Genomic DNA, 21,490 nt, shown 5'->3' with positions numbered 1-21,490 from the left:
CAACCGGCTCCGGCCCTACCAGGCCAGAGTCTGGGCCCTGCGCCTTATCTCGGTTTTGCGGCCTTCCCGCAACGCGTCGATCGGCCGGCCACGCAATGAATCGTCGGCGGTGAACAGCCATACGATCAGGTCTTCATCGGAGTACCCTGCGTCAGCCAAAACCACAATCGTGCCCTTGAGGCTGTCAACAACCTGGCCGTCCTGGATGAACGCTGCGGGAACTGAACGTATCCGGCGTTCCCCGACGCGCAGTGCTGCGAGGGCCCGTTCATCTATCAGGCTGTGGACTTTCGTAATCGAAACGTTCAATAACTGCGCGACATCCGGCAGGGGCAGCCACTCGCCCACAAGGCTTTCTACGTTACTCACGGATCTAGGTTGCCATGGCCGGAGCCCTTGCGCCTAGTCAGTTTCTCCGCCGCCGGGACAAATAGGGCGACACTCCGGAAAACTCCTGAACCGGGCAAGGCTGAATTCTTGTGCTATGGAGAATTTCGTGAGAGATTCACATAGATCACATTTGCAACACGAACAACGTAAGTAACATTAGTATCAGTAGTCACACGTTCATTCCTTCCCGGCAGTTGTAAGAAGAGGATTTTTTCCATGACGACGTCCCGCTCGCCAAAGCAGCCCCCCAGGCCGAGTCTGCCCATGATTGCCGTCACGACGGCGGCACTGCCTGCGGTTGTCTTGTCGTCACTGGCGCTCGCCCAACCCGCAGCTGCCCAGGCTCCGGCACGCCCCGTTCCGGCGACGCTTGCCGCCGCCATGAAGGCACAGGCAGCCGAAGCCAAGGCGGGCCTGATTCCGGCCGCCGCCGTGTCCACCACCATTCCGGCGGCCTTCCAGCCTGCCCAGCCGGCGGCACCAGCGGAGTACACCGTCGCCCGCGGCGACACCATCAGCGCGATCGCCGGCAAGTTCGGCCTCGACACGTACGAGATCCTCAAGCTGAACAACCTTCAGCCGAACACCATCATTTACCCCGGCCAGAAGATCAAGCTCTCCGGTTCAGCCGCAGCACCGGCATCGGCTCCTGCACCGTCACCCGCGGCGGCAGCCCCGGCCGGCACCGGAGGCAGCTACACAGTTAAGTCCGGCGATACGCTCAGCGCCATCGCCGGACGGCACAACGTCAGCCTGTCGGATGTCTTCAGCTGGAACGGGCTGAATATGCGCTCCATCATCCACCCGGGCCAGAAGATCAAGGTGGGTGCGGGCGAGTCCGCCACCCCGGCCCTCCAGCCCGCCTCCGCTCCCGCAGCGCCGGCACCGGCCGCCCCCGCTCCGGCGGCCCCCGCACCGGCACCTGCGCCCGCTCCGGCTGGTTCATACACGATCAAGGCCGGTGACACCCTCTCTGCGATCGCGTCACGGCACGGCGTCAAACTTTCTGATCTCCTGGCGGCCAACCAGCTGAGCATGACCTCTGTCATCTACCCCGGCAACAAGCTGGCGATACCCGGCGCTTCGGTTCAGCCGGCATCCTCCGCCCCTTCGGCGCCTGCCGCCAACGTGACTCCCCTGGTTCCGGGCACGTTCCTGGGCTTCAGTTACCCTGCGGCCGTGGTCAGTTCAGCCAACGAGAACAAGGCGTTGCTTAACGCTTCTCCGGTCCCTTCCCGGGAGCAGATGCGCACCATCGTGGCAGACACGGCCCGCCAGATGGGCGTGGAGCCGTCCCTGGCCCTCGCATTCGCGCACCAGGAATCGGGCTTTAACCAGCGTGCGGTTTCTCCCGCCAACGCCATTGGAACAATGCAGGTCATTCCGTCCTCCGGCCAGTGGGCTTCCGACCTGGTGGGGCGGAAGCTCAACCTGCTGGATCCTTACGACAACGCGACCGCAGGGGTGGCAATCATCAAGCGGCTGATTGCCACGAGCAAGGACCAGGACACAGCAATCGCCGGCTATTACCAGGGCCAGTACTCGGTCAGCAAGTACGGCATGTACGACGACACCAAAGCCTATGTAGCAGCCATCAAGGCCCATCAGAAGAACTTCGGCTAAGCCACCCGGCAACACAGCCAAGGCCTGCTGAGCAGACATTGGCGCCCTGAAGGGTCCGGACCGCAGGTCGGTTCGGACCCTTTTTCATTGCGGGATTAGGATCGTAGGGTGCAGGAATACGTGTCTGACCGTCTAGTCGGAACGCTGGTGGATAACCGCTACGCCGTCCGCTCCAAACTCGCGCGCGGCGGCATGTCCACTGTTTACCTCGCCACCGACCTGAGGCTGGAACGCGACGTCGCACTCAAGGTGCTGCACCCGCACCTTGCCACGGATGAAACCTTTCTGGGACGGCTTGGCAGGGAAGCAAAGGCAGCCGCCAGGTTATCCCACCCCCACGTGGTGGGCGTCCTGGACCAGGGAAACGATGGCCAGACTGCCTACCTGGTCATGGAGTACATCAAAGGCCATACCCTCAGGGACGTCATCACGTCCAAGGGCGCATTGCCTCCGCGGCTGGCACTGGCGCTCATCGATCCGGTGATCGAAGGGCTGGGGACCGCGCATGCCGCCGGGATGATCCACCGCGACATCAAACCCGAGAACGTCCTCATTGCCGACGACGGCCGGATCAAAGTGGGCGACTTCGGCCTCGCACGTGCTGTCACCACGTCCACCAGCACCGGTGCGCTGATCGGCACCGTGGCCTACCTCTCCCCCGAGCTTGTGCTCGGAAAGCCGGCTGATGCGCGCAGCGATATCTACTCGGTCGGAATCATGCTCTACGAGATGCTCACCGGCAAGCAGCCGTTCGACGGCGACGTGCCCATCCAGGTCGCATACCAGCACGTGAACGGGCGGGTGGGTCCGCCGTCGGCCCTGGTTCCCGGCCTGGCCGCCGAAGTGGACGAGCTGGTGCAGTGGTGTACAGACAACGACCCGGAGAACCGCCCCGTGGATGGCAACGCGCTGCTTCAGGAACTCCGCCATATCCGGACCAACCTCACGGACCGTGAACTGGACCTCCAGCCGCCCGCAGCCATCGTCGCCGGCGCGCAGAGTCCTACGGAAATCATCGCCCGCACCAACAACCCCACCAGTGCAATGTCCCCGCTGGCTCCTCCCACGCGGCAGCCCCGGGTGCAGGAACAGGCCCGGCCGGACTGGCAACATACTTCTGTCTTCCCCGGCGTCGCGGCACCCCTGACTTCCGGCCCTCCGGCGACTGGCGGGTACGGCCCCTATCCGGATACCGACGCCGCTCCCCTCAGCAAACGAGCCCTGCGCAAAGCCGATAAAGAGGCCGAGAAGGCCAGATCACGCGCGGCAGCCACACCGCTCAGGTCCCTCCGCGAAGGAAACCCGCGAAGGCGCGGGGCCCTGTGGGTGGTGGTCCTGATTATCATCGCTCTGCTGGCTACCGGCGCAGGGTGGTTTTTCGGCATGGGCCCCGGCTCGCCTGGCACCATCCCTGCGGTTTCCAACAAGACGGTGGCTCAGGCGCAGCTGCTGCTAAGCGAGGCCGGCTTCCAGTCCAGCACCCGCGACGTTTTTCACGACGATGTTCCCTCCGGCCTGGTGGTGGGCTCGGACCCCACGGCCGGAACACAGGTCAGGCGATTCCAGCCCGTGGCCTTGTTTGTCTCAAAAGGCCCGCAACTGTTCGAGTTGCCGAAACTTACCGGCATGACGCTGGAACAGGCCAAGAATGAACTGAACCGGGCGCAGATGGCCTTGGGAACCATCAGTGAACGCTTCGACGAGGGTATTGCCGCCGGCGTGGTTCTGGCCCAGGACCCGGCATCCGGAACGGCTGCGCGGCATGGCACGCCGGTGGCTCTGACGGTCTCCAAAGGTCCCGAGCCCATTGCAGTGCCCTCTGTTATCGGGCTGGATGAGAAAAAAGCCGTTGATGCCATAGAGGCCGCCGGCCTCAAAGCAGTGGTGGCACCTGGTGAAGTCAACGACCGGAAGGTGCCCAAGGGCGCCGTGCTCAGCCAGGCGCCGGCGAACGGAACACTCACCCGCGGCGGCACCGTCACTCTGACCATCTCCAAGGGACCCAAACTCGTGAAGGTGCCCAGCTTCGTGGGCAAACAGGCCGGCGAGGCCCGCAGGGAACTGGAGAAGCTCGGCTTTGAGGTCCGGGTGAACAATATCCTCGGCGGGTTCTTTGGAACGGTCAGGGATCAGGACCCGGTTAATAAAGAGGTTGCGGAAGGCTCAGTCGTCACCCTGACCGTGGTGTAGCCGGTATCCACCGGCCGCACCACCGCCAGGTCGAAGGAGACCGGCGGTCAGTGCTTGGCCAGGGCGCCGGCCACCAGGAAGGCCATCTCGAGCGACTGCATGTGGTTCAGGCGCGGATCGCAAACCGACTCGTACTTGTCCAGGAAGGATTCCTGGTCAACAGGATCGGCGCCGCCAAGGCACTCGGCGACGTCGTCTCCGGTCATCTCCACGTGCAGGCCACCTGGCACGGTGCCCAGCGCGTGGTGCACTTCGAAGAACCCGCGCACCTCGTCAATGACGTCGTCGAAGTTGCGGGTCTTGTAGCCATTGGGCGACGTGACGGTGTTGCCGTGCATCGGGTCGGTGACCCACAGGACCTGGGCCCCGGACGCGGTGACCTTCTCGACGACGGCGGGGAGCTTCTCGCGGATGTTCCCTGCACCCATGCGCGTGATGAACGTCAGCCGGCCGGGCTCGCGCTCCGGGTCCAGCTTGTCGATGAGCCGCAGGGCGTCGTCACCTGTTGTGGACGGGCCCAGCTTGACGCCAATCGGGTTCCGGACGCGGGACAGGAAGTCGACATGGGCGTGGTCAAGCTCGCGGGTGCGTTCCCCGATCCACAGGAAATGGGCCGACGTGTCGTACGGGAACCCCGTGCGGGAGTCGATGCGCGTCAGGGCACGCTCGTAGTCCAGGAGCAGCGCCTCGTGGCTGGCAAAGAACTCCACGCGCTTGAGTGCTTCGAAGTCAGCGCCGCACGAGGCCATGAACTTAATCGCCCTGTCGATGTCACGGGCCAGGGACTCGTAGCGTGCGTGCGCGGGGTTTTCGGTGAAACCCTTGTTCCACTGGTGAACCGAGCGGAGGTCCGCGAAACCGCCCTGGGTGAACGCCCTGATGAGGTTCAGCGTCGAGGCTGAGGTGTGGTACGCCTTGAGCATCCTGGAGGCGTCGTGTGCACGGGATTCGGGGGTGAACTCATAGCCGTTGACGATGTCGCCGCGGTACGCGGGGAGCGTCACGCCGTTGCGGGTCTCGTCGTTCGAAGAACGCGGCTTGGCGAACTGGCCGGCCATGCGGCCCATCTTGATGACCGGCATGGCGGCACCATAAGTCAGGACCACAGCCATCTGGAGGATGGTCTTCACCCTGGCGCTGATCTTGTCCGCGGTGGCCGCTTCAAAGGTCTCAGCGCAGTCGCCGCCCTGGAGCAGGAACGCCTTGCCCTGCGCAGCAGCCGCAAGCCGTTCGCGGAGGATGTCCACCTCGCCGGCGAAGACCAGCGGGGGAAGCACGGACAGTTCCTTGACCGAGGCTTCGAACACGTCCTTGTCCTGCCAGCTCGGCTGCTGGGAAACGGGAAGGTCCCGCCAGTCATCAAGGCCGGGATAGTTGGCGGCTCCGCTCTGGGCGGTGCTGGACAGCGGAAAGACAGGTTTCGCAGATAGCTCAGTCACCATCTAAGACTAATGTGCGTGGCGGGCTTCGGAACACCTGTCCGTCACGCGTCCCGGGAGGGCCGTCACAGTCACCCGGCTGCAGCGTCCTTGCCCTTGGCCTCAGTTGCTGCACCGGCGAGCCGGAGCTTCACGACGGCCGCGTACTCGTCCACGTACTCCTGGCCGGAAAGCCGCATGATCTCGGACATGATCTCATCGGTGACTTTGCGCTGGATCTCGCGGTCCTCGGCCTGGTCCGCGTACTGGCTGAAATCCAACGGAGCTCCGAAGATCATGCCGATCCGGCGTATGTTCGGCATCCGCTTGCCGATGGGCTGGACCTTGTCCGTTCCTATCATGGCCACCGGGATTACCGGCACCCCCGCCTGCAGGGCAAGCCTGGCCACCCCCACTTTGCCGCGGTAGAGCCGGGCGTCCGGGCTGCGGGTACCTTCAGGGTAAATCCCCAGTAGCCCGCCGCCGGTCAGGACGTCCATGCCGGCATTGAGCGAGACCGCAGATGCCGCGCCGCCGGATCTGTCCATGGGCAGCTGGTTGGTGAGGCGGAAGAACATGGCCGTCAACCGGCCTTTAATCCCGGTGCCCGTGAAGTACTCGGACTTGGCCAGGAACACGACCGGCCTGCGGACGGTGAGCGGCATGAAAATGGAGTCGGAGAAGGAAAGGTGGTTGGAGGCAATGATCGCTGCCCCCTCCGCTGGAACGTTGTCCAGGCCCTTGACCCACGGACGGAAAAGCAGCCGGAGGACCGGCCCCAGGAAGATCCTCTTCATGACCCAATAGAACACGTGACGAACCTCTCCGAGAGCTGGCCGGCCAGCCCTTTCGTCGGGTCAGGCAGGCACTCCAATGCAACCCTACTCTAGTGAGATTTGTCCCGAACAGTGACACGATGGTGTCATGACAGAAAGCAGCATCCCGCCCCGGCCTGCTGCTTTCAGCTACCCCGGCCACGGGCCCAACGCGCGGACCGGGATCGCCATCTGCCACGGCTTTACCGGCAGCCCGCTCAGCGTCCTTCCGTGGGCCGAGCACCTCGCAGCCCAGGGCTTTGCCGTTTCCGTGCCACTCCTGCCCGGGCACGGCACTGACTGGACCCAGCTGGCCCGTTCCAGCTGGCCTGACTGGTTCGCCACTTTTGAAACCGCGTACCTGGAGCTGGCAGCCCGGACGGACCGGTGCTTTGTGGCCGGTTTGTCTATGGGTGGCGCCATCGCCCTCCTGACGGCTGCCAGGCATCCCGTGGCCGGAGTCTCGGTGGTTAATCCCGGGCTGAGCTTTTATGACCGGCGGGTGCGGGTCATTGGAGTGCTCAAGTATTTCCAGCGCACCACGTTGCCCATCCAGGAGGAACAGCCGACGGCGGCAGCAACCGAGGACGGCGACTACTCCCGGACACCGCTTGCAGCGGTGCATGAGCTGAAGAAGCTCTTCGGCGCCGCAACCCGCGGGCTTCACCGGGTGAATGCCCCGGTGCAGGTCTTCAAGTCGCGGACCGACGCCGTTGTGCCTCCCACCTCGCTGGCGACGTTGCGGCGACACCTCGGACCGAAGCTGGTGGAGGTGGTGGACCTGCACAGCAGCGGCCACGTCGCCACCCTGGATGTCGATGCGCCGGAGATCTTTGCCCGTTCCAGTAAGTTCTTTCTCGACTATTCGGCGCACAATGATGGCGCCGCCCAACATCACCTCGGAGATTCCATGGTTAGCCTTCCGGACCACAGTCCCTTCAGCAGCGCCATCCAGGGAGACGGTTCCCGGATCGGCGTCGTGCTCGCACATGGATTCACGGCCAGCCCCCACGGGCTCCGGGCGTGGGCGCAGTCGCTCGCGGACGTCGGTTTCGCTGTGCGGATGCCGCTGCTGCCGGGCCATGGAACCACCTGGCAGGAACTTGCACAGACCCGCTGGCCGCAGTGGCACGCCGCCGTGGACGAGGCCTATCTGGACCTCGATTCGGAATGTGACCACGTCTTCGTCGCCGGACTGAGCATGGGCGGCGCGCTGGCCCTGAGGATAGCGGCCACCCGGCCCGTTGCCGGCGTGGTCCTGGTCAACCCCGGACTGGTGATAGATGACCCCCGCGCGCCGCTGGCCGGCATCCTGAAACTGGTGATGAAGTCCACCAAGGCAATCTCGAACGACATCCTGAAGCCCGGCATGGATGAAGGCGCCTACCAGCGCACTCCTGTGGCAGCAGCCCACGAGGTGAACAAGCTGTTCAAGGACACCATCAGGCTCCTCCCCCGTGTCACGGCACCGGTCCTCGTTTTCCGCTCAAGCGTGGACCATGTCGTCTCGGACTCGAGCATTGCAGCGCTGCGCCGCGGACTCACGAACGCGCCCCTCACGCTGACCGCACTGGAGAACAGCTACCACGTGGCAACGTTGGATAACGACGCCGAAGAGATCTTCCGCGGGTCCGTCGAGTTCATCCGTACGGTGGTCGCCGCTGCGGCACCCCCGGAGGCATCCCCGGCAGACACCGCTGCTGCAGGTTCAGGGACTGACACACTGCAGAGGGGCATCGCCAATGACTAGGCCGGACCCGGGCTCACCGGACCAGGGCGCAAACCAGGACGACGCCGTCTGGCTTGACCTGGTGGCGCGGCTTGAGGCGGACTCCAGCACCGACTCCAGCACTGGCGGCGCCGCTGATGGCGGGCCCACCGGTCCTGGCGATTCCGCCAACTCCGGCAAAGACGGGGGTTCCGCGGACGCCCCGGGCCGTTCGGCAACCTTCCGCGACTTCGACCCCCTGGGCCTCGCGGGAACGGCCCCCACAGAACTGTCCGCGGCCGAGCGGCTCTCGCCGGCTCCGGAGGCCGGCGACAGCGGTCAGGCGGGCACGGGGTATGGCGCCAACACTCCCTGGCAGTCCGGCTCTGCGGCGGGAGGTCCCCGCGACTATGGAGTGGAAAACGACGCCGGTGAATTCGTTCCCGAAGAACCCCCCAGCCTCGCGGGAACAGATCCGCTGACCATGCTGGCTTGGCTGGGCGCCGTTGGGGCGCCGGTTGCGCTGGTGCTGGCCGCCATGTTCTGGCGGTCCGCACCTGTTCTGGCCACCGTGGGCATGGTGGCGGTGTTTGTCCTTGCCGTCATCTACCTGGTCATGAAGCTGCCGCAGGAAAAAGACGAGAACGACGACGGCGCGCGTGTTTAGCGCGCGCGTCGGGCCTGCACCGTGCCCTTAGCTGCGCATCCGGCTGCTGACGCGGGACAGGTCCGCGGCTCCGATGAGGCCGGCGTTAGGTCCGAGTGCAGCCAGTTCGATCCCCGCGGCCGGGCGGAAGCCCCTGCCCGTAAGATTTCGGGCAAACGCCTTGCGGGCCGGCTCCAGGAGGAGATCACCGGCGGAGCAGAGGCCACCGCCGATCACAAACAGGCCCGGGTCAAGGGCAGCCGCCAGGTTCGCCAGCCCCATGCCCAGCCACCCGCCCACTTCATCCAGAAGCTCACGGCAGGCAGCGTCGCCGGCCAGTGCAAGGTCGGTGACGATCGCCCCGGTAATCTGTTCCGCGTTTCCGTCCACTGCAGCCAGCAGATCCTGCGCGACCGGAGAATTGGCCCGTGCCAGGATCCTTGCTTCACGGCCCAAGGCGTTCCCTGAGGCGTACTGCTCCCAGCAGCCCCTGTTCCCACACTCGCAGCGGTGTCCGCCCGGCATGATGATCTGGTGGCCGAATTCGCCCGCAACGCCAAACCTGCCGCGCTCAACCCGGCCGTCCATGACCATGGCGCCGCCGATTCCGGTGCCCAGAGTAATGCACACCAGCCTGTCCTCGCCCTGCCCGGCACCGAAGCGCCATTCCGCCCAGGCTGCAGCGTCGGCGTCGTTCGTGAGCAGGACCGGCCGGCGCAGGAGCCGTTGCAGATTTGCCCGCAGCGGCTCATTGCGCCAGGCAAGGTGCGGGCTGAAAAGCACCGTGCCGCCGTCGAGGTCCATCCACCCGGCGGCGCCGATGCCTACCGACCAGATCCGGTGGCCGGCGCTCAGTTCCTCCACGACGTCGACGATGACCCGCTCCACGGCCCGGGGGTCACTGCCGGGGGTGGAGCGCCTGGTCTCGCTGAGGATCCGGCCTTCAGCGTCCACCACGCCGCCGGCGACCTTCGTCCCGCCGATGTCAATGCCGATCGCCAGCCCCTTGCGGCCCAGCCGGAGGTGCTCGCGGAACCCTTGCCCCGGCCGCGGCCGCGCCTGCAAGGACTGTGGCCGCCGCCGCCAGGGCGCTGGACGTCTGGGCGGACCGGCCTGGTCGCCGGAGGGCGGTGCATACATAGTCCCTCATTGTAGGCGGGCAGGTCAGCTGGCCGCGGGAGGCCCTCCGAATAGGCCTACCCCATCCTTTGACTCCTAAGTTACTGGCCAGTAGGTTTATTACTGCACGGCCACGATGCGGGCGTATTAGTCTTTAGGCATACCCTGTGCGGGTCTATGGATATCAAAGGAGCTATAGTGCGCGAATTCAGTGTTCCGCCACTGGTTGTTGTCCCCCCGGAAACCAACATCACCGATCTGCTGCTGCGGCAGGCAACCAAGCCCAGCAACCCTTCGCTGTTCTCACGGCTCGACTCCGCAGGCGCCTGGCAGGATGTCTCCGCCAAAGACTTCCTGGCCGACGTTTCCGCGCTTGCAAAGGGCCTGATCGCCAGCGGAGTAGGAGCCGGTGACCGAGTGGGCATCATGTCCCGCACACGCTACGAATGGGCATTGATCGACTTCGCCATCTGGTTCGCCGGTGCGGTTCCGGTCCCGATCTACGAAACCTCGTCACCGTCCCAGGTCGCCTGGAACCTTGGTGACTCCGGCGCCGTCGCGGCGTTCGGCGAGGCCGCACACCACGAAGACATCATCAGGCAGGCTGCCACCTCAGAAGGACTCACAGCACTGCAGCACGTCTGGCAGTTTGAAGGCGGCGGCCTGGATGCCGTCCGCCAGGCCGGCAGCGCGGTCAGCGACGCCGAGCTTGAAGCCCGCCGGACGTCGGCCAAGCTGGACGACATCGCCACCATCATCTACACCTCCGGTACAACCGGCCGGCCCAAGGGCTGCGAGCTCACCCACGGGAACTTTGTGGAGCTCTCCGACAACGCGCTGGCCATCCTGAGCGACGTCGTCAACGAAAACGCCAAGACCATCATGTTCCTCCCGCTGGCGCATGTGTTTGCCCGCTTCATCTCCGTCCTGGCAGTGGCGGGCGGCGCCACCGTTGCGCACACGCCGGACATCAAGAACCTGCTTGCCGATCTGCAGAGTTACCAGCCCACGTTCATCCTGGCGGTACCGCGCGTCTTCGAGAAGGTCTACAACTCGGCCCTGACCAAGGCGGAGGACGGCGGCAAGGGAGCGATCTTCCACAGGGCGACGGAGACCGCCATTGCCTTCTCCAAGGCCCGCCAGGCCGGCCGCGTCGGCCTGGGCCTCAAGCTCCGCCACGCCCTCTTCGACAAGCTCGTCTACGGCAAGCTGCGTGCTGCCATGGGCGGCAACGTGGCCCACGCGGTATCCGGCGGAGGGCCGCTGGGCGAACGGCTGGGCCACTTCTTCCAGGGCATCGGGCTGCAGATCCTCGAAGGCTACGGCCTGACCGAGACCACCGCACCCATTTCGGTGAACACCCCCGCGCTGATCAAGATCGGTTCAGTGGGCAAGCCGCTGCCGGGCAACTCTGTCAGGATCGCCGAAGACGGCGAGATCCTCGCCAAGGGCGTTTGCGTGATGCGCGGCTACTACAACCGTGAGGACCTCACCTCGGAGACCTTTTCCGACGGCTGGCTGCGCACAGGAGACATAGGGCGCCTCGACGAGGACGGTTTTGTCTGGATCACGGGCCGCAAGAAGGAAATCATCGTCACCGCCGGCGGCAAGAACGTCATCCCGGCCCTTTTGGAGGACCAGATCCGCGCCGATGCACTGGTGTCACAGGTCCTGGTGGTGGGTGACAACCGGCCCTTCATCGGCGCCCTGGTGACCTTGGACCAGGAAGCCCTCCCGGGCTGGCTGCAGCGCCACGGGCTGCCCGCATCCACAACCCTTGAGGAAGCGGTGGAGAATCCCGTGGTCAAGGCGGCAGTGCAGGACCTCATCACGCAGGCAAACGCGTCCGTGTCCCAGGCCGAGGCCATCAAGTCCTTCCGGATCGTCCCGTCAGACTTCACCGAGGCGTCGGGCCACCTGACGCCCTCCATGAAGGTGAAGCGGGCCCAGGTGATGAAGGACTTCGAGACGGTCATCGAAGAGATGTACGGCGCTCCCCGCAGCTGACGGCGGAAACAGCAACGCGGGGTCACTCCTCGCCCGATAAACAGAGTTTATTGGGCGAGGAGTGACCCCGCGTTGTGTGCTTAAGCGGCTACTCCACGACCAGGAGGAGGTCTCCGCCCTGGACCTGCTCGACGGCGGAGATGGCGAGGCGGGAGACCTTGCCGCCCACCGGCGTCGTGATGGAAGCTTCCATCTTCATTGCTTCGATGGTTGCCACGGTGTCACCGGCGTTGACGGTTTCCCCCGGCTTGACGGTGACCGTAACAGCGCCGGCGAACGGTGCTGCGACGTGTCCCGGCTGCGCGGGATCGGCCTTCTCGGCGGCCTTGACGTTGCTGACCACGGAGCGGTCACGCACGACGACGGGCCGGGACTGCCCGTTCAGGGTGCACATCACTGTGCGCATGCCCTTTTCGTCCGGTTCCGAGACCGCTTCGAGCGAGGCGATCAGCCGGACGCCCTTTTCGAGCTGGATTTCGTGCTCAGCACCGCGCTGGAGACCGTAGAGGTAATCGCGGGTATCCAGTACGGAGATGTTGCCGTAGATTTCCACGCTCTTGAGGTAGTCCTTCGTAGGGCCCTCGAAGAGCAGCCGGTTCAGCGTGTGCTGCCGGGTTTTGGAGTCTCCCTTGAGCGCGGCGCTGTCCTCGGGGCTGAGATCGACGTCGCGTACCTTGATGCTCCGGCCCTGCAGTGCCTTGGTGCGGAAGGGCTCAGGCCAGCCGCCCGGAGGATCGCCGAGCTCACCGGAGAGGAAGCCGATGACGGAGTCCGGGATGTCGTAGTTCTGCGGGTTCTCGTTGAAGTCCGCCGGGTCGGCGTTGAGGCCCACCAGGTGCAGGGCGAGGTCACCCACCACCTTGGAGGAGGGCGTGACCTTCACCAGGCGGCCCAGGATGCGGTCCGCCGCGGTGTACATGTCCTCGATGGCCTCGAAGCGTTCGCCCAGGCCCAGCGCCATGGCCTGCTGGCGCAGGTTGGAGAGCTGGCCGCCGGGGATCTCGTGCTGGTAGACACGGCCGGTGGGGCCCGGCAGGCCGGACTCGAACGGTGCATAGACGCGGCGCACAGCCTCCCAGTACGGTTCCAGGGAGCTGACGGCCTCCAGGCTGAGCCCGGTGTCCCGCGGCGTGTGTGCCAGGGCCGCCACCAGGGCTGAAGCCGACGGCTGGCTGGTGGTGCCGGCCAGCGACGCGGAGGCAACATCGACAGCATCCACGCCGGCGTCCACTGCTGCCAGCAGGGTGGCCAACTGGCCGCCTGCGGTGTCGTGGGTGTGCAGGTGGACCGGAAGGTCGAACCGTTCCCGCAGCGCGGCAACCAGCTTGGCGGCTGCCGCCGGACGGAGCAGGCCCGCCATGTCCTTGATGGCCAGGATGTGGGCACCCGCGTCCACGATGCGCTGGGCCAGTTCCAGGTAGTAGTCCAGCGTGTAGAGCTTCTCGTCCGGGTTCATGAGGTCGCCGGTGTAGCACAGGGCCACTTCTGCGACCGCTGTTCCGGTGGCGCGGACTGCCCGGATGGCGGGCGCCATCTGGTTCACGTCATTGAGGGCATCGAAGATCCGGAAGATGTCGATGCCGGTCGCGGCGGCTTCGTTGACGAAGGCCTCGGTCACCTCTTCCGGGTACGGCGTGTACCCAACCGTGTTCCGGCCGCGCAGCAGCATCTGCAGACAGACGTTCGGCAGTGCCTTCCGGAGGGCCGCCAGGCGGTCCCAGGGGTCTTCGCCGAGGAATCGCAGAGCGACGTCGTAGGTGGCGCCGCCCCAGGCTTCAACGGACAGGAGTTCCGGCAGGAGTGCGGTGACTGCGGGGCCTGCCGCTACGAGGTCACGGGTGCGGACGCGGGTGGCCAGCAGCGACTGGTGCGCATCGCGGAAGGTGGTGTCGGTGACGGCCACCGCTGTCTGCTCACGCAGTGCCTTGGCGAAGCCTTCCGGGCCAAGCTCCAGGAGGCGCTGGCGGGACCCGGCTGAGGGCTGCCCGTCGCCCACGGCGGGCAACTTGGAGGCCGGGTCCGAGTGGACCGTAAGTTCGCCGTTCGGCTTGTTGACGGTCACTTCAGCCAGCCAGGTGAGCAGCTTGGTGCCGCGGTCGGCGGAGACCCGGGCCTTCAGCAGCTGCGGACGTTCATCGATGAAGTTCGTCGCCACGTTGCCGGCGATGAAGTCCGCGTCGTCGAGCACGGCCTGCAGGAACGAGATGTTGGTGGAGACGCCGCGGATGCGGAACTCCGCGAGGGCCCGGCGCGCGCGTGCCACGGCCGTGGGGTAGTCCCGGCCGCGGCATGTCAGTTTCACCAGCATGGAGTCGAAGTGCGGGCTGATCTCGGCACCCGAGTAAACAGTGCCGCCGTCGAGCCTTACACCGGCCCCGCCGGCGGAGCGGTAACCGGTGATCTTCCCGACGTCGGGCCGGAACCCGTTGGCCGGGTCCTCGGTGGTGATGCGGCACTGCAGCGCCGCACCCTTGAGCTGTACGGTCTCCTGGGAGAGGCCGAGGTCCGCGAGCGTTTCGCCGGAGGCGATCCGGAGCTGCGCCTGGACGAGGTCGACGTCGGTCACTTCCTCGGTGACGGTGTGCTCCACCTGGATGCGGGGGTTCATTTCAATGAACACGTGCTGTCCGGCGCGTTCGCCGACGGTGTCCACCAGGAACTCAACCGTTCCGGCGTTGACGTAGTTCAGTGCCTTGGCGAATTTCACCGCATCCCGGTAGAGGGCCTGGCGGATCCCTTCATCCAGGTTGGGGGCGGGAGCGATCTCGATGACCTTCTGGTGGCGGCGCTGGATGGAGCAGTCGCGCTCGAAAAGGTGGATGACGTTGCCCTCGGCATCCGCCAGGATCTGCACCTCAATGTGGCGCGGACGCAGTACTGCCTGCTCCAGGAACATGGTGGGGTCACCGAAAGCGGCGTCAGCTTCACGCATGGCCGCCTGCAGCGCCTCCGGCAAGGCATCCCTGGTGTCCACGCGGCGCATGCCGCGGCCGCCGCCGCCGGCCACAGCCTTGGCGAAGATGGGGAACCCGATCTCGTCGGCGGCAGCGATCAGTTCATCCAGGTCCTTCGAGGGTTCGCTCGATTTGAGGACCGGCACGCCGGCTTCCTTTGCAGCCTTCAAAGCCGCCACCTTGTTGCCCGCCAGTTCCAGCACTTCGGCCGGCGGACCGACGAAGGTGATGCCCGCTTCCTTGGCAGCGCGTGCAAGGTCAGGGTTTTCGGACAGGAAGCCGTACCCGGGGTAGATTGCGTCGGCGCCGGATTCCTTGGCCACACGGACCACCTCGGCAACGTCCAGGTAGGCGCGGACGGGGTGTCCCTCTTCACCGATCAGATACGCCTCGTCGGCCTTCTGGCGGTGGATCGAGTTCCGGTCTTCATTGGGGAAGACAGCAACGGTCTTGGCGCCCAGCTCGTAGCTGGCGCGGAAGGCCCTGATCGCGATTTCGCCGCGGTTGGCCACCAGAATTTTGGAAAACATACTTCTCCTGCATCATTGCGGGTGTATCGGTCGGTGGTCACAGTTTCTAGGACCCGCGCAAACAAACACAAATCATTGTGGCCACAGTCACACTAACGTCCGTCATGTCCCGCGTGGTCCGACGGATGCCGGCAGGCCGCCTGGCAGTACCCACCGTTTGCGATGCCATGCCGCGTTCCCCATAAGGCGGGATTAACCGGCGCATCCACATATGATGGGTAGGGCGGCAGGAGCCGCCCGGCTTCGGCACTGCCGGAGCACACATTACCCCCAACACGGCAGCCGGCGTTAGGTTTTGGTCTCACAAGTGCAAGTAGTCAGCATCAGCAGCCTCAAGGGCGGAGTCGGCAAGACTTCCATCACCACAGGATTGGCGTCTGCAGCGCTTGCCGCCGGCATTCCCACTCTGGTGGTGGACCTCGATCCCCACGCAGATGCGACCACAGCCCTGGGTGTGCAGCCTGCGGATCAGCTGGACATAGGCCGGATGCTGAAGAGCCCGCGCCGTGCCAAGCTGACCGACAACGTGGTGGGGAGCAGCTGGACTGCCCGGGCGCACTCCAACGGATCCGGACCCGCCGTACTGGACGTTGCCGTGGGCTCGGCCTACACCGGGATCTACGACCGTCCCGATCTCGGCCGCCGTGACCTCCGCAGGCTCTCGACGGTCCTGGCCGGTGCCGGCAGCTATGAACTGGTCCTTATCGACTGCCCGCCGTCGCTCAATGGGCTGACCCGGATGGCATGGTCCGCCAGCGACAAGGTGGCCTTGGTCGCGGAGCCCGGACTCTTCTCGGTAGCAGGCACGGAGCGGACCATGCGGGCCATCCAGCTCTTCCGGCAGGAATTCGCCCCGAACCTCTCCCCCGCGGGCATTATTGCCAACCGCGTCCGTACCGGCTCCTCCGAGCACACCTACCGGCTCGCGGAGATGGAATCCATGTTCGGGGACCTGCTGCTGAGCCCGCGCATTCCCGAACAGGCCAACTGGCAGCAGATCCAGGGCGCTGCCCACCCGGTGCATCACTGGCCCGGCGAGTCGGCCAAGACATCCGCTGCCTTGTTCGACGCCCTGCTGGCCAACGTGCTGGCAGCGGGTGCCGGCTTGCGGAACCGCGCCCTGCGGTAGCCGCCGCTGGCTACCGGTAGCCAGCAAAAAAGAGGCCACCCCGTGCGCTGCTGTTCAGCGCCGGGGTGGCCTCTTCGTTTGTTACCGGGATCTATGTCAGCTGATCTTGCGGGCCCGCCGTTTGCTCAGCTCGTCGTCGGGAAAGGACTGCTCGACGGCGTGTTCGCTGGGCAGGGACGCCAGGCTGCCCTCCACCTCGCGCCAGACACGGCCTACTGCGATGCCGAAAACGCCCTGGCCACCCTGGACAAGATCGATGACTTCGTCGGCGGAAGTGCATTCGTAGACACTCGCGCCATCACTCATCAGCGTGATCTGCGCCAGGTCCTCCACACCGCGTTCACGCAGGTGTTCGACGGCAGTGCGGATCTGCTGAAGGGAAACACCCGTGTCCAGGAGCCGTTTGACCACCTTGAGGACGAGGATGTCCCGGAAGCCGTAAAGCCGCTGCGAGCCGGAGCCTGCGGCGCCGCGGACGGCCGGTTCAACCAGTCCGGTGCGCGCCCAATAATCCAGCTGGCGGTAGGTAATGCCGGCCGCTTTGCAGGCGGTGGGACCGCGGTACCCGGCGTCCTCATCCAGGACAGGGAGGTCCTCGGTGAACAGGAGGCCCTGGGCACCGCTCGCGGGCACAGCCACACCAGCCGTTGTGGGCTGCTTCAGTCCGCCTGCTTCGCCTTTGGGACTCACCTGGATCCTCCTTGTCAGAAACTCCCGGGGAACACTGCAACAGCCTGTCCAGGCATGAAGTCCATGCATGTAATTTCGCGGGAGTCGTAATCTACAGTGTGACTTGCGCGGCTGCTGTAAGCAATGGGAGCTTGATACCTTCGACGTTAGGCCTGCCGCGGCCCAAGGTCAAAGATCCGGGGCGTTAGGCGGGGGCGTGTCGGAAGTTTCAGCCTCAACTTTAACCTTAACGTGACCTCAGCCGTCGAAATCCTCGGGTTCCACGTCGTCCAGGAACTCCCGGAAGCGCCGCAGTTCCTTCTCTTCGTCCACGATGGGTCCGGGCTCGGCGTCTTCACCCTCATCGTGCTCAGTGATGCGGACTCCGGCTTCGTCCATCACCGAGTCAGCACACCAGATGCGGCATTTGGCCCGCAGTGCGATCGCCAGGGCATCCGATGCCCTTGAGCTGACGGTGGTGCCGTTCTCGAACTGAAGCTGGCCGTAGAAGATGTTGTCCTCGACGGCAACGATGTTCACGCTGACAACTGAGTGGCCCAGGGTCTCCACCACGTCCACCAGGAGATCGTGGGTCATGGGGCGCGGAGGCACAACCCCTTGCTGGGCCAGGGCGATTGCACTCGCTTCCGGTGTGCCGATCCAGATGGGCACATGGCGCTCACCGTGAATCTCACGCAGGAGGACCAGTGGCTGGTTGGAGGGCAGTTCAATCCGAACGCCTACGATTTCGACTTCGATCATCAGATGTCCATACGGGAGATATGGTCCTGGACCAGTGCCCGGTGCAGGGTCAGGCAGAGGTCGCTGATTTCGCGGGCCGCTTCCGCAGCACGCGCCTGGGACGCGGAGTCCTTCCGGGACGCAAGAGGGGCTACTGCCCGCTCCACCAGCCCGAATTCGCGCTCCGCGGCCGCCTGGAAAGGACGCAAATGGCGCGGCTCCAGGCCATGGCTTTCCAATTGCACGCAGGCACGGGCGACCTGCAGGGCGTGCTCATCGAAACTGCCATTGCTGTGACTGATCAACCCGAAGCTCAACAGCGACTGGAGCAGCGGCACGCTGGCGCCGGATTCTGTCCGCAACTGCTCCTCGCTGAGTTTCCGTCCGCGGCTTTGGAGCTCCGCGGCCAGCTCATCGGAGACAATCCGTGGGGAAACCACGACGCCGGGCGGCAGGTTCTCCGGGCGCTCTCCCCTGTCGATGGCATCGAGGTAGTCCTTGATGACTTTCAGGGGAAGGTATTGGTCCCGCTGAAGCGCGAGCACGAAGCGGAGGCGCTCAACATCACCCTCGGAGTATTGCCGGTAACCCGCCGGCGTGCGGCGGGGATTGATCAGGCCCTTTTCCTCAAGGAACCTGATCTTGGACGCGGTCATGCCCGGGAAGTCGCCGCTGAGTTGGGCGAGGACTTCCCCAATGTTCAGAACCTGGGGTCCCCGGCGTTCCGGCTGTGCCATTGCCACAGGCAAGAGTCCCCGGATCAGGCGCGGCCTGCTGCGCGGGCAGGGCTCAGGTAGAAGGTGAGGCGGAACTTGCCGATCTGGACTTCGTTCCCGGACTTGAGCTCAACGCTGTCCACGCGGTCGTGATTAACGTACGTGCCGTTCAGGCTGCCGGTATCGACGACTTCGAAGCTCCTGGCCGTGCGGCGGAACTCCACATGCCGGCGGGAGACGGTTACATCATCAAGGAAGATATCCGCATCCGGGTGACGGCCCGCCGTCGTGACGTCGGTATCCAGCAGGAAACGGGCACCCGCGTTGGGGCCGCTGTGCGCGACAAGGAGCGCCGAGCCGGCAGGCAGAGCCTCCACGGACAGGCGTTCCTCCGCTGACAGCCGGGGGGCGATGGTGGGTTCGTCCGTGACGGGGGTGAGGTGGATCGAGGTGGTCTCCGAAGCCCTGGCCGCACCGTTGCCGTATCCGCCTTCGGCAGGGTCCTGTTTGTGGCCGGCCATGGAATCCTCCTCTTTCGCTGCAGTTCTCACGCCTGCAATCAACAATTACCCTGACGGATGCACCTCGCAGATCCGTGACGGGGAACCGATCCGGCCACTGACGTGCGAAGACATTAGTCGGCCGGACCCGATGACCCGTTACGTTCAGCCTACCTGCTGTTCGTACTCGGATGCACTGAGCAAGGACTCCATGGCGTCGGCTTCTGCCAGTTTGACTTCCATGAGCCAGCCATCACCGTAAGGATCCGTATTGATCAGCGCCGAATCGGTGTCGAGGGACTCGTTGCGGGCCACTATTTCGCCGCTGACGGGCGCATAGATGTCGCTGACGCTCTTGGTGGACTCAACCTCGCCTATCACTTCATTGGCGGTCACCTTGGTGCCGGCCTCCGGCATCTGGGCATAAACAACGTCCCCGAGTGCGTCCTGGGCGAAATCCGTGATGCCCACTCGGACCACGCCGTCGGCGTTCGGTGCGGATACCCATTCGTGCTCGGCGGTGTAGGACAGGTCTTCGGGAATGTTGCTCATCAGGGGCCTTTCATCGGGTCAAACACCAATGTCAACGGGGCCAGGAAAACAAGCCGCCGCTGAAAGTATAGGCACAAGTCCACAGGCGTTCGAGGAGGATTCTGACATGATGGGACCCATGAGAGAACGTGGACAGGAAACGCCCAGGAAGAAGGGCAATTGGGCTGCCCGGATCATTCTTGTCGCTGCGGCTTTGCTGGTCCTCGTGATCGCCTATTTTGCTTTGGCCGCAATCCTGCCGGTCTGGTGGGCAAACGTCATCCGCAACCAGGTCCAGGGCAACCTCGGGGCCGGGATCCTGGTCGGCATGTTCTACGGCTTCATTTTCACACTGGTACCCCTGATGGCCGCCTGGCAGGCCACGCGCAAATCAGTGGGCTGGGCGTGGAAGTTCGCCATTCTGCTCCTCGCCGTGGCCCTCGCGACTCCCAACCTCCTGACCGCCGGGATCATGTTCGGCAACTCCGAGGCGGCTCACAACGGCCAGCGCATCCTTGGCACCGAGGCAACCTGGTTTGCGCTGTGGACGCAGATCTCGGCCATCGCCGCCGTCGTCATTTTTGCCGTTGGAGTGATCCTCTGGAGGATCTGGCGGCAGCGTGGCAGGAAGGTCAAGACGCTGAAGAAGTCCGAGGCCGAGCGCCTGCTTGCCGCCAAGGCCGCCGCCGCCGCGACGAATCCTGACGCGGGGGCAGAGACCGACAGCACGGCCAACCGCAGGTAGCGCCATGCCGGAACTTCCCGAGGTTGCAGGCCTTGCCGGATTCCTTGACAGGCATTTGCGTGGATCAGTCATCAGCAAAGTCCAGATTGCTTCCTTCGCTGCGCTGAAGACGGCGGATCCGCCCTACACCGCACTGGAGGGCAGCACGGTCGCCGGTGTACGGCGGTTCGGCAAATTCATCAGCATAGACACCGACGGGCCGTCCTTCGTCTTCCACCTCGCAAGGGCGGGATGGGTCAGGTTCACCGACTCCCCCACCGGCACGCAGGTCAGGCCGGGCAAGAGCCCCATCGCTGTTCGGCTGGCATTCAACGGTCCTGACGGCCACCACGGCATGGACCTCACCGAGGCGGGCACAAAGAAGGGCCTGGCGGTTTACGTTGTGCGCGACCCGCAGGACGTTCCCGGCATCGCTGCCCTGGGGCCTGACCCGTTCAGCGACGGGTTCGACGCCGACACGCTGGCGGAAATCCTGGGATCCAGTTCCCAACAGGTCAAGGGCCTCCTGCGGAGCCAGAGCGTCATTGCCGGAATCGGGAACGCGTACAGCGACGAGATCCTGCATGCCGCCAAAATCTCGCCTTTTGCCATAGCCAAGTCGCTGGACCGCGGCACCGTGCAGATGCTTTACGACGCCATCCACAGCATCCTGGGAACAGCACTGGCCGAGGCGGACGGCAAGCCGCCCAGTGAGCTCAAGGATGTCAAGCGCAGCCATATGAGGGTCCATGCCCGGACGGGGCAGGCGTGCCCGGTATGTGGCGACACGGTCCGGGAAGTGTCCTTCGCGGACACGGCCCTGCAGTACTGCCCCACCTGCCAGACCAAGGGAAAGGTGCTCGCGGACCGCCGGACTTCGAAGTTCCTGAAATAATCAGCCGCGCGCTTTACCGGCACAAAACAGAAGCGCCCCGGAGAAGATTCTCCGGGGCGCTTGCCGTTTTGGTCGGGCTGACAGGATTTGAACCTGCGACCCCTTGACCCCCAGTCAAGTGCGCTACCAAGCTGCGCTACAGCCCGTCAGTTCCGCCGTTCTCCGCTGCGTTTGATCCAAATGTT

General features: G+C 64.9%; 18 protein-coding genes, 1 tRNA gene and 1 pseudogene. 9 read left to right on the top strand and 11 right to left on the bottom strand.

Translation table 11 applies throughout. The features are described from left to right. Window positions 1-15 precede the first annotated feature (15 nt). Window positions 16-369 (bottom strand): Rv2175c family DNA-binding protein, encoded by a 354-nt coding sequence (locus ABIA70_RS09675; protein WP_354147394.1) that lies wholly within the window; start codon window positions 367-369, stop codon window positions 16-18. A gap of 237 nt (window positions 370-606) precedes the next feature. Between ABIA70_RS09675 and ABIA70_RS09670 the strand changes: the two genes are divergently transcribed. Next, a complete protein-coding gene (locus ABIA70_RS09670; RefSeq protein ID WP_354147393.1) occupies window positions 607-2,013 on the top strand; it encodes a LysM peptidoglycan-binding domain-containing protein in 1,407 nt (468 codons plus the stop codon). 108 nt (window positions 2,014-2,121) lie between these two features. After that, window positions 2,122-4,203, top strand: a complete 2,082-nt coding sequence (gene pknB, locus ABIA70_RS09665; protein WP_502917193.1) for a Stk1 family PASTA domain-containing Ser/Thr kinase — start codon at window positions 2,122-2,124, stop codon at window positions 4,201-4,203. 47 nt (window positions 4,204-4,250) lie between these two features. Here the strand turns inward: pknB and ABIA70_RS09660 are convergent, their stop codons facing one another. Beyond that, window positions 4,251-5,645 (bottom strand): class II 3-deoxy-7-phosphoheptulonate synthase, encoded by a 1,395-nt coding sequence (locus tag ABIA70_RS09660; protein ID WP_354147391.1) that lies wholly within the window; start codon window positions 5,643-5,645, stop codon window positions 4,251-4,253. Between the two features lie 68 nt (window positions 5,646-5,713). Further along, window positions 5,714-6,433 (bottom strand): lysophospholipid acyltransferase family protein, encoded by a 720-nt coding sequence (locus ABIA70_RS09655; RefSeq protein ID WP_354147390.1) that lies wholly within the window; start codon window positions 6,431-6,433, stop codon window positions 5,714-5,716. 112 nt (window positions 6,434-6,545) lie between these two features. Between ABIA70_RS09655 and ABIA70_RS09650 the strand changes: the two are divergent. From ABIA70_RS09650 to ABIA70_RS09640, 3 genes and pseudogenes are all read left to right on the top strand, one after another. Next, a pseudogene (locus ABIA70_RS09650) lies at window positions 6,546-7,292 on the top strand (alpha/beta hydrolase); the annotation flags it as partial. Between the two features lie 54 nt (window positions 7,293-7,346). Beyond that, window positions 7,347-8,186 (top strand): alpha/beta hydrolase, encoded by an 840-nt coding sequence (locus ABIA70_RS09645; RefSeq protein WP_354147804.1) that lies wholly within the window; start codon window positions 7,347-7,349, stop codon window positions 8,184-8,186. Beyond that, on the top strand, window positions 8,179-8,811 hold the full coding sequence (locus ABIA70_RS09640; protein WP_354147389.1) for a hypothetical protein: 633 nt from the start codon (window positions 8,179-8,181) through the stop codon (window positions 8,809-8,811). Before ABIA70_RS09645 ends, ABIA70_RS09640 begins: the two co-directional genes overlap by 8 nt. A gap of 27 nt (window positions 8,812-8,838) precedes the next feature. Here ABIA70_RS09640 and ABIA70_RS09635 read toward each other — a convergent pair whose 3' ends face one another. Continuing rightward, complete coding sequence (locus ABIA70_RS09635) at window positions 8,839-9,930, bottom strand: ROK family glucokinase (protein WP_354147388.1); 1,092 nt, start codon at window positions 9,928-9,930, stop codon at window positions 8,839-8,841. A 177-nt stretch (window positions 9,931-10,107) separates the two neighbouring features. Here ABIA70_RS09635 and ABIA70_RS09630 point away from each other — a divergent pair, with 177 nt between their 5' ends. Beyond that, window positions 10,108-11,916 carry an AMP-dependent synthetase/ligase gene (locus ABIA70_RS09630; protein WP_354147387.1) on the top strand — a complete coding sequence of 603 codons (1,809 nt, stop codon included), beginning with the start codon at window positions 10,108-10,110 and terminating at the stop codon, window positions 11,914-11,916. 88 nt (window positions 11,917-12,004) lie between these two features. Here ABIA70_RS09630 and ABIA70_RS09625 read toward each other — a convergent pair whose 3' ends face one another. Then, window positions 12,005-15,400: a pyruvate carboxylase gene (locus ABIA70_RS09625; RefSeq protein WP_354147386.1), complete on the bottom strand. Its 3,396-nt coding sequence runs from the start codon at window positions 15,398-15,400 to the stop codon at window positions 12,005-12,007. Between the two features lie 307 nt (window positions 15,401-15,707). Between ABIA70_RS09625 and ABIA70_RS09620 the strand changes: the two genes are divergently transcribed. After that, the gene (locus ABIA70_RS09620; protein ID WP_354147385.1) at window positions 15,708-16,529 is read left to right on the top strand and encodes a ParA family protein; all 822 of its coding nucleotides are present in this window, start codon (window positions 15,708-15,710) and stop codon (window positions 16,527-16,529) included. A 96-nt stretch (window positions 16,530-16,625) separates the two neighbouring features. Here the strand turns inward: ABIA70_RS09620 and ABIA70_RS09615 are convergent, their stop codons facing one another. From ABIA70_RS09615 to gcvH, 5 genes are all read right to left on the bottom strand, one after another. Continuing rightward, window positions 16,626-17,219, bottom strand: coding sequence for a MerR family transcriptional regulator (locus ABIA70_RS09615; RefSeq protein ID WP_354147384.1), 594 nt, complete (start codon window positions 17,217-17,219; stop codon window positions 16,626-16,628). A 237-nt stretch (window positions 17,220-17,456) separates the two neighbouring features. Then, the gene (locus tag ABIA70_RS09610) at window positions 17,457-17,960 is read right to left on the bottom strand and encodes a bifunctional nuclease family protein (protein WP_108599257.1); all 504 of its coding nucleotides are present in this window, start codon (window positions 17,958-17,960) and stop codon (window positions 17,457-17,459) included. Continuing rightward, window positions 17,960-18,676, bottom strand: a complete 717-nt coding sequence (gene ftsR, locus ABIA70_RS09605; RefSeq protein WP_354147383.1) for a transcriptional regulator FtsR — start codon at window positions 18,674-18,676, stop codon at window positions 17,960-17,962. The genes ABIA70_RS09610 and ftsR overlap by 1 nt, the downstream gene beginning before the upstream one ends. Before the next feature lie 23 nt (window positions 18,677-18,699). Continuing rightward, window positions 18,700-19,176 (bottom strand): FHA domain-containing protein, encoded by a 477-nt coding sequence (locus ABIA70_RS09600; RefSeq protein WP_354147382.1) that lies wholly within the window; start codon window positions 19,174-19,176, stop codon window positions 18,700-18,702. A 144-nt stretch (window positions 19,177-19,320) separates the two neighbouring features. Beyond that, a complete protein-coding gene (gene gcvH, locus ABIA70_RS09595; protein ID WP_354147381.1) occupies window positions 19,321-19,707 on the bottom strand; it encodes a glycine cleavage system protein GcvH in 387 nt (128 codons plus the stop codon). Between the two features lie 118 nt (window positions 19,708-19,825). Here gcvH and ABIA70_RS09590 point away from each other — a divergent pair, with 118 nt between their 5' ends. Together ABIA70_RS09590 and ABIA70_RS09585 are read left to right on the top strand one after the other, a co-directional pair. Then, window positions 19,826-20,431 (top strand): hypothetical protein, encoded by a 606-nt coding sequence (locus ABIA70_RS09590; RefSeq protein ID WP_354147380.1) that lies wholly within the window; start codon window positions 19,826-19,828, stop codon window positions 20,429-20,431. A gap of 4 nt (window positions 20,432-20,435) precedes the next feature. After that, window positions 20,436-21,305: an Fpg/Nei family DNA glycosylase gene (locus ABIA70_RS09585; protein WP_354147379.1), complete on the top strand. Its 870-nt coding sequence runs from the start codon at window positions 20,436-20,438 to the stop codon at window positions 21,303-21,305. Window positions 21,306-21,374: 69 nt separating this feature from the next. Here the strand turns inward: ABIA70_RS09585 and ABIA70_RS09580 are convergent. Beyond that, window positions 21,375-21,451, bottom strand: a tRNA-Pro gene (locus ABIA70_RS09580). Window positions 21,452-21,490 lie beyond the last annotated feature (39 nt).

This window comes from Arthrobacter sp. 754, from assembly GCF_040548695.1.
Classification (GTDB): domain Bacteria; phylum Actinomycetota; class Actinomycetes; order Actinomycetales; family Micrococcaceae; genus Arthrobacter.
This window is presented reverse-complemented; position numbering and strand designations above follow the sequence as displayed.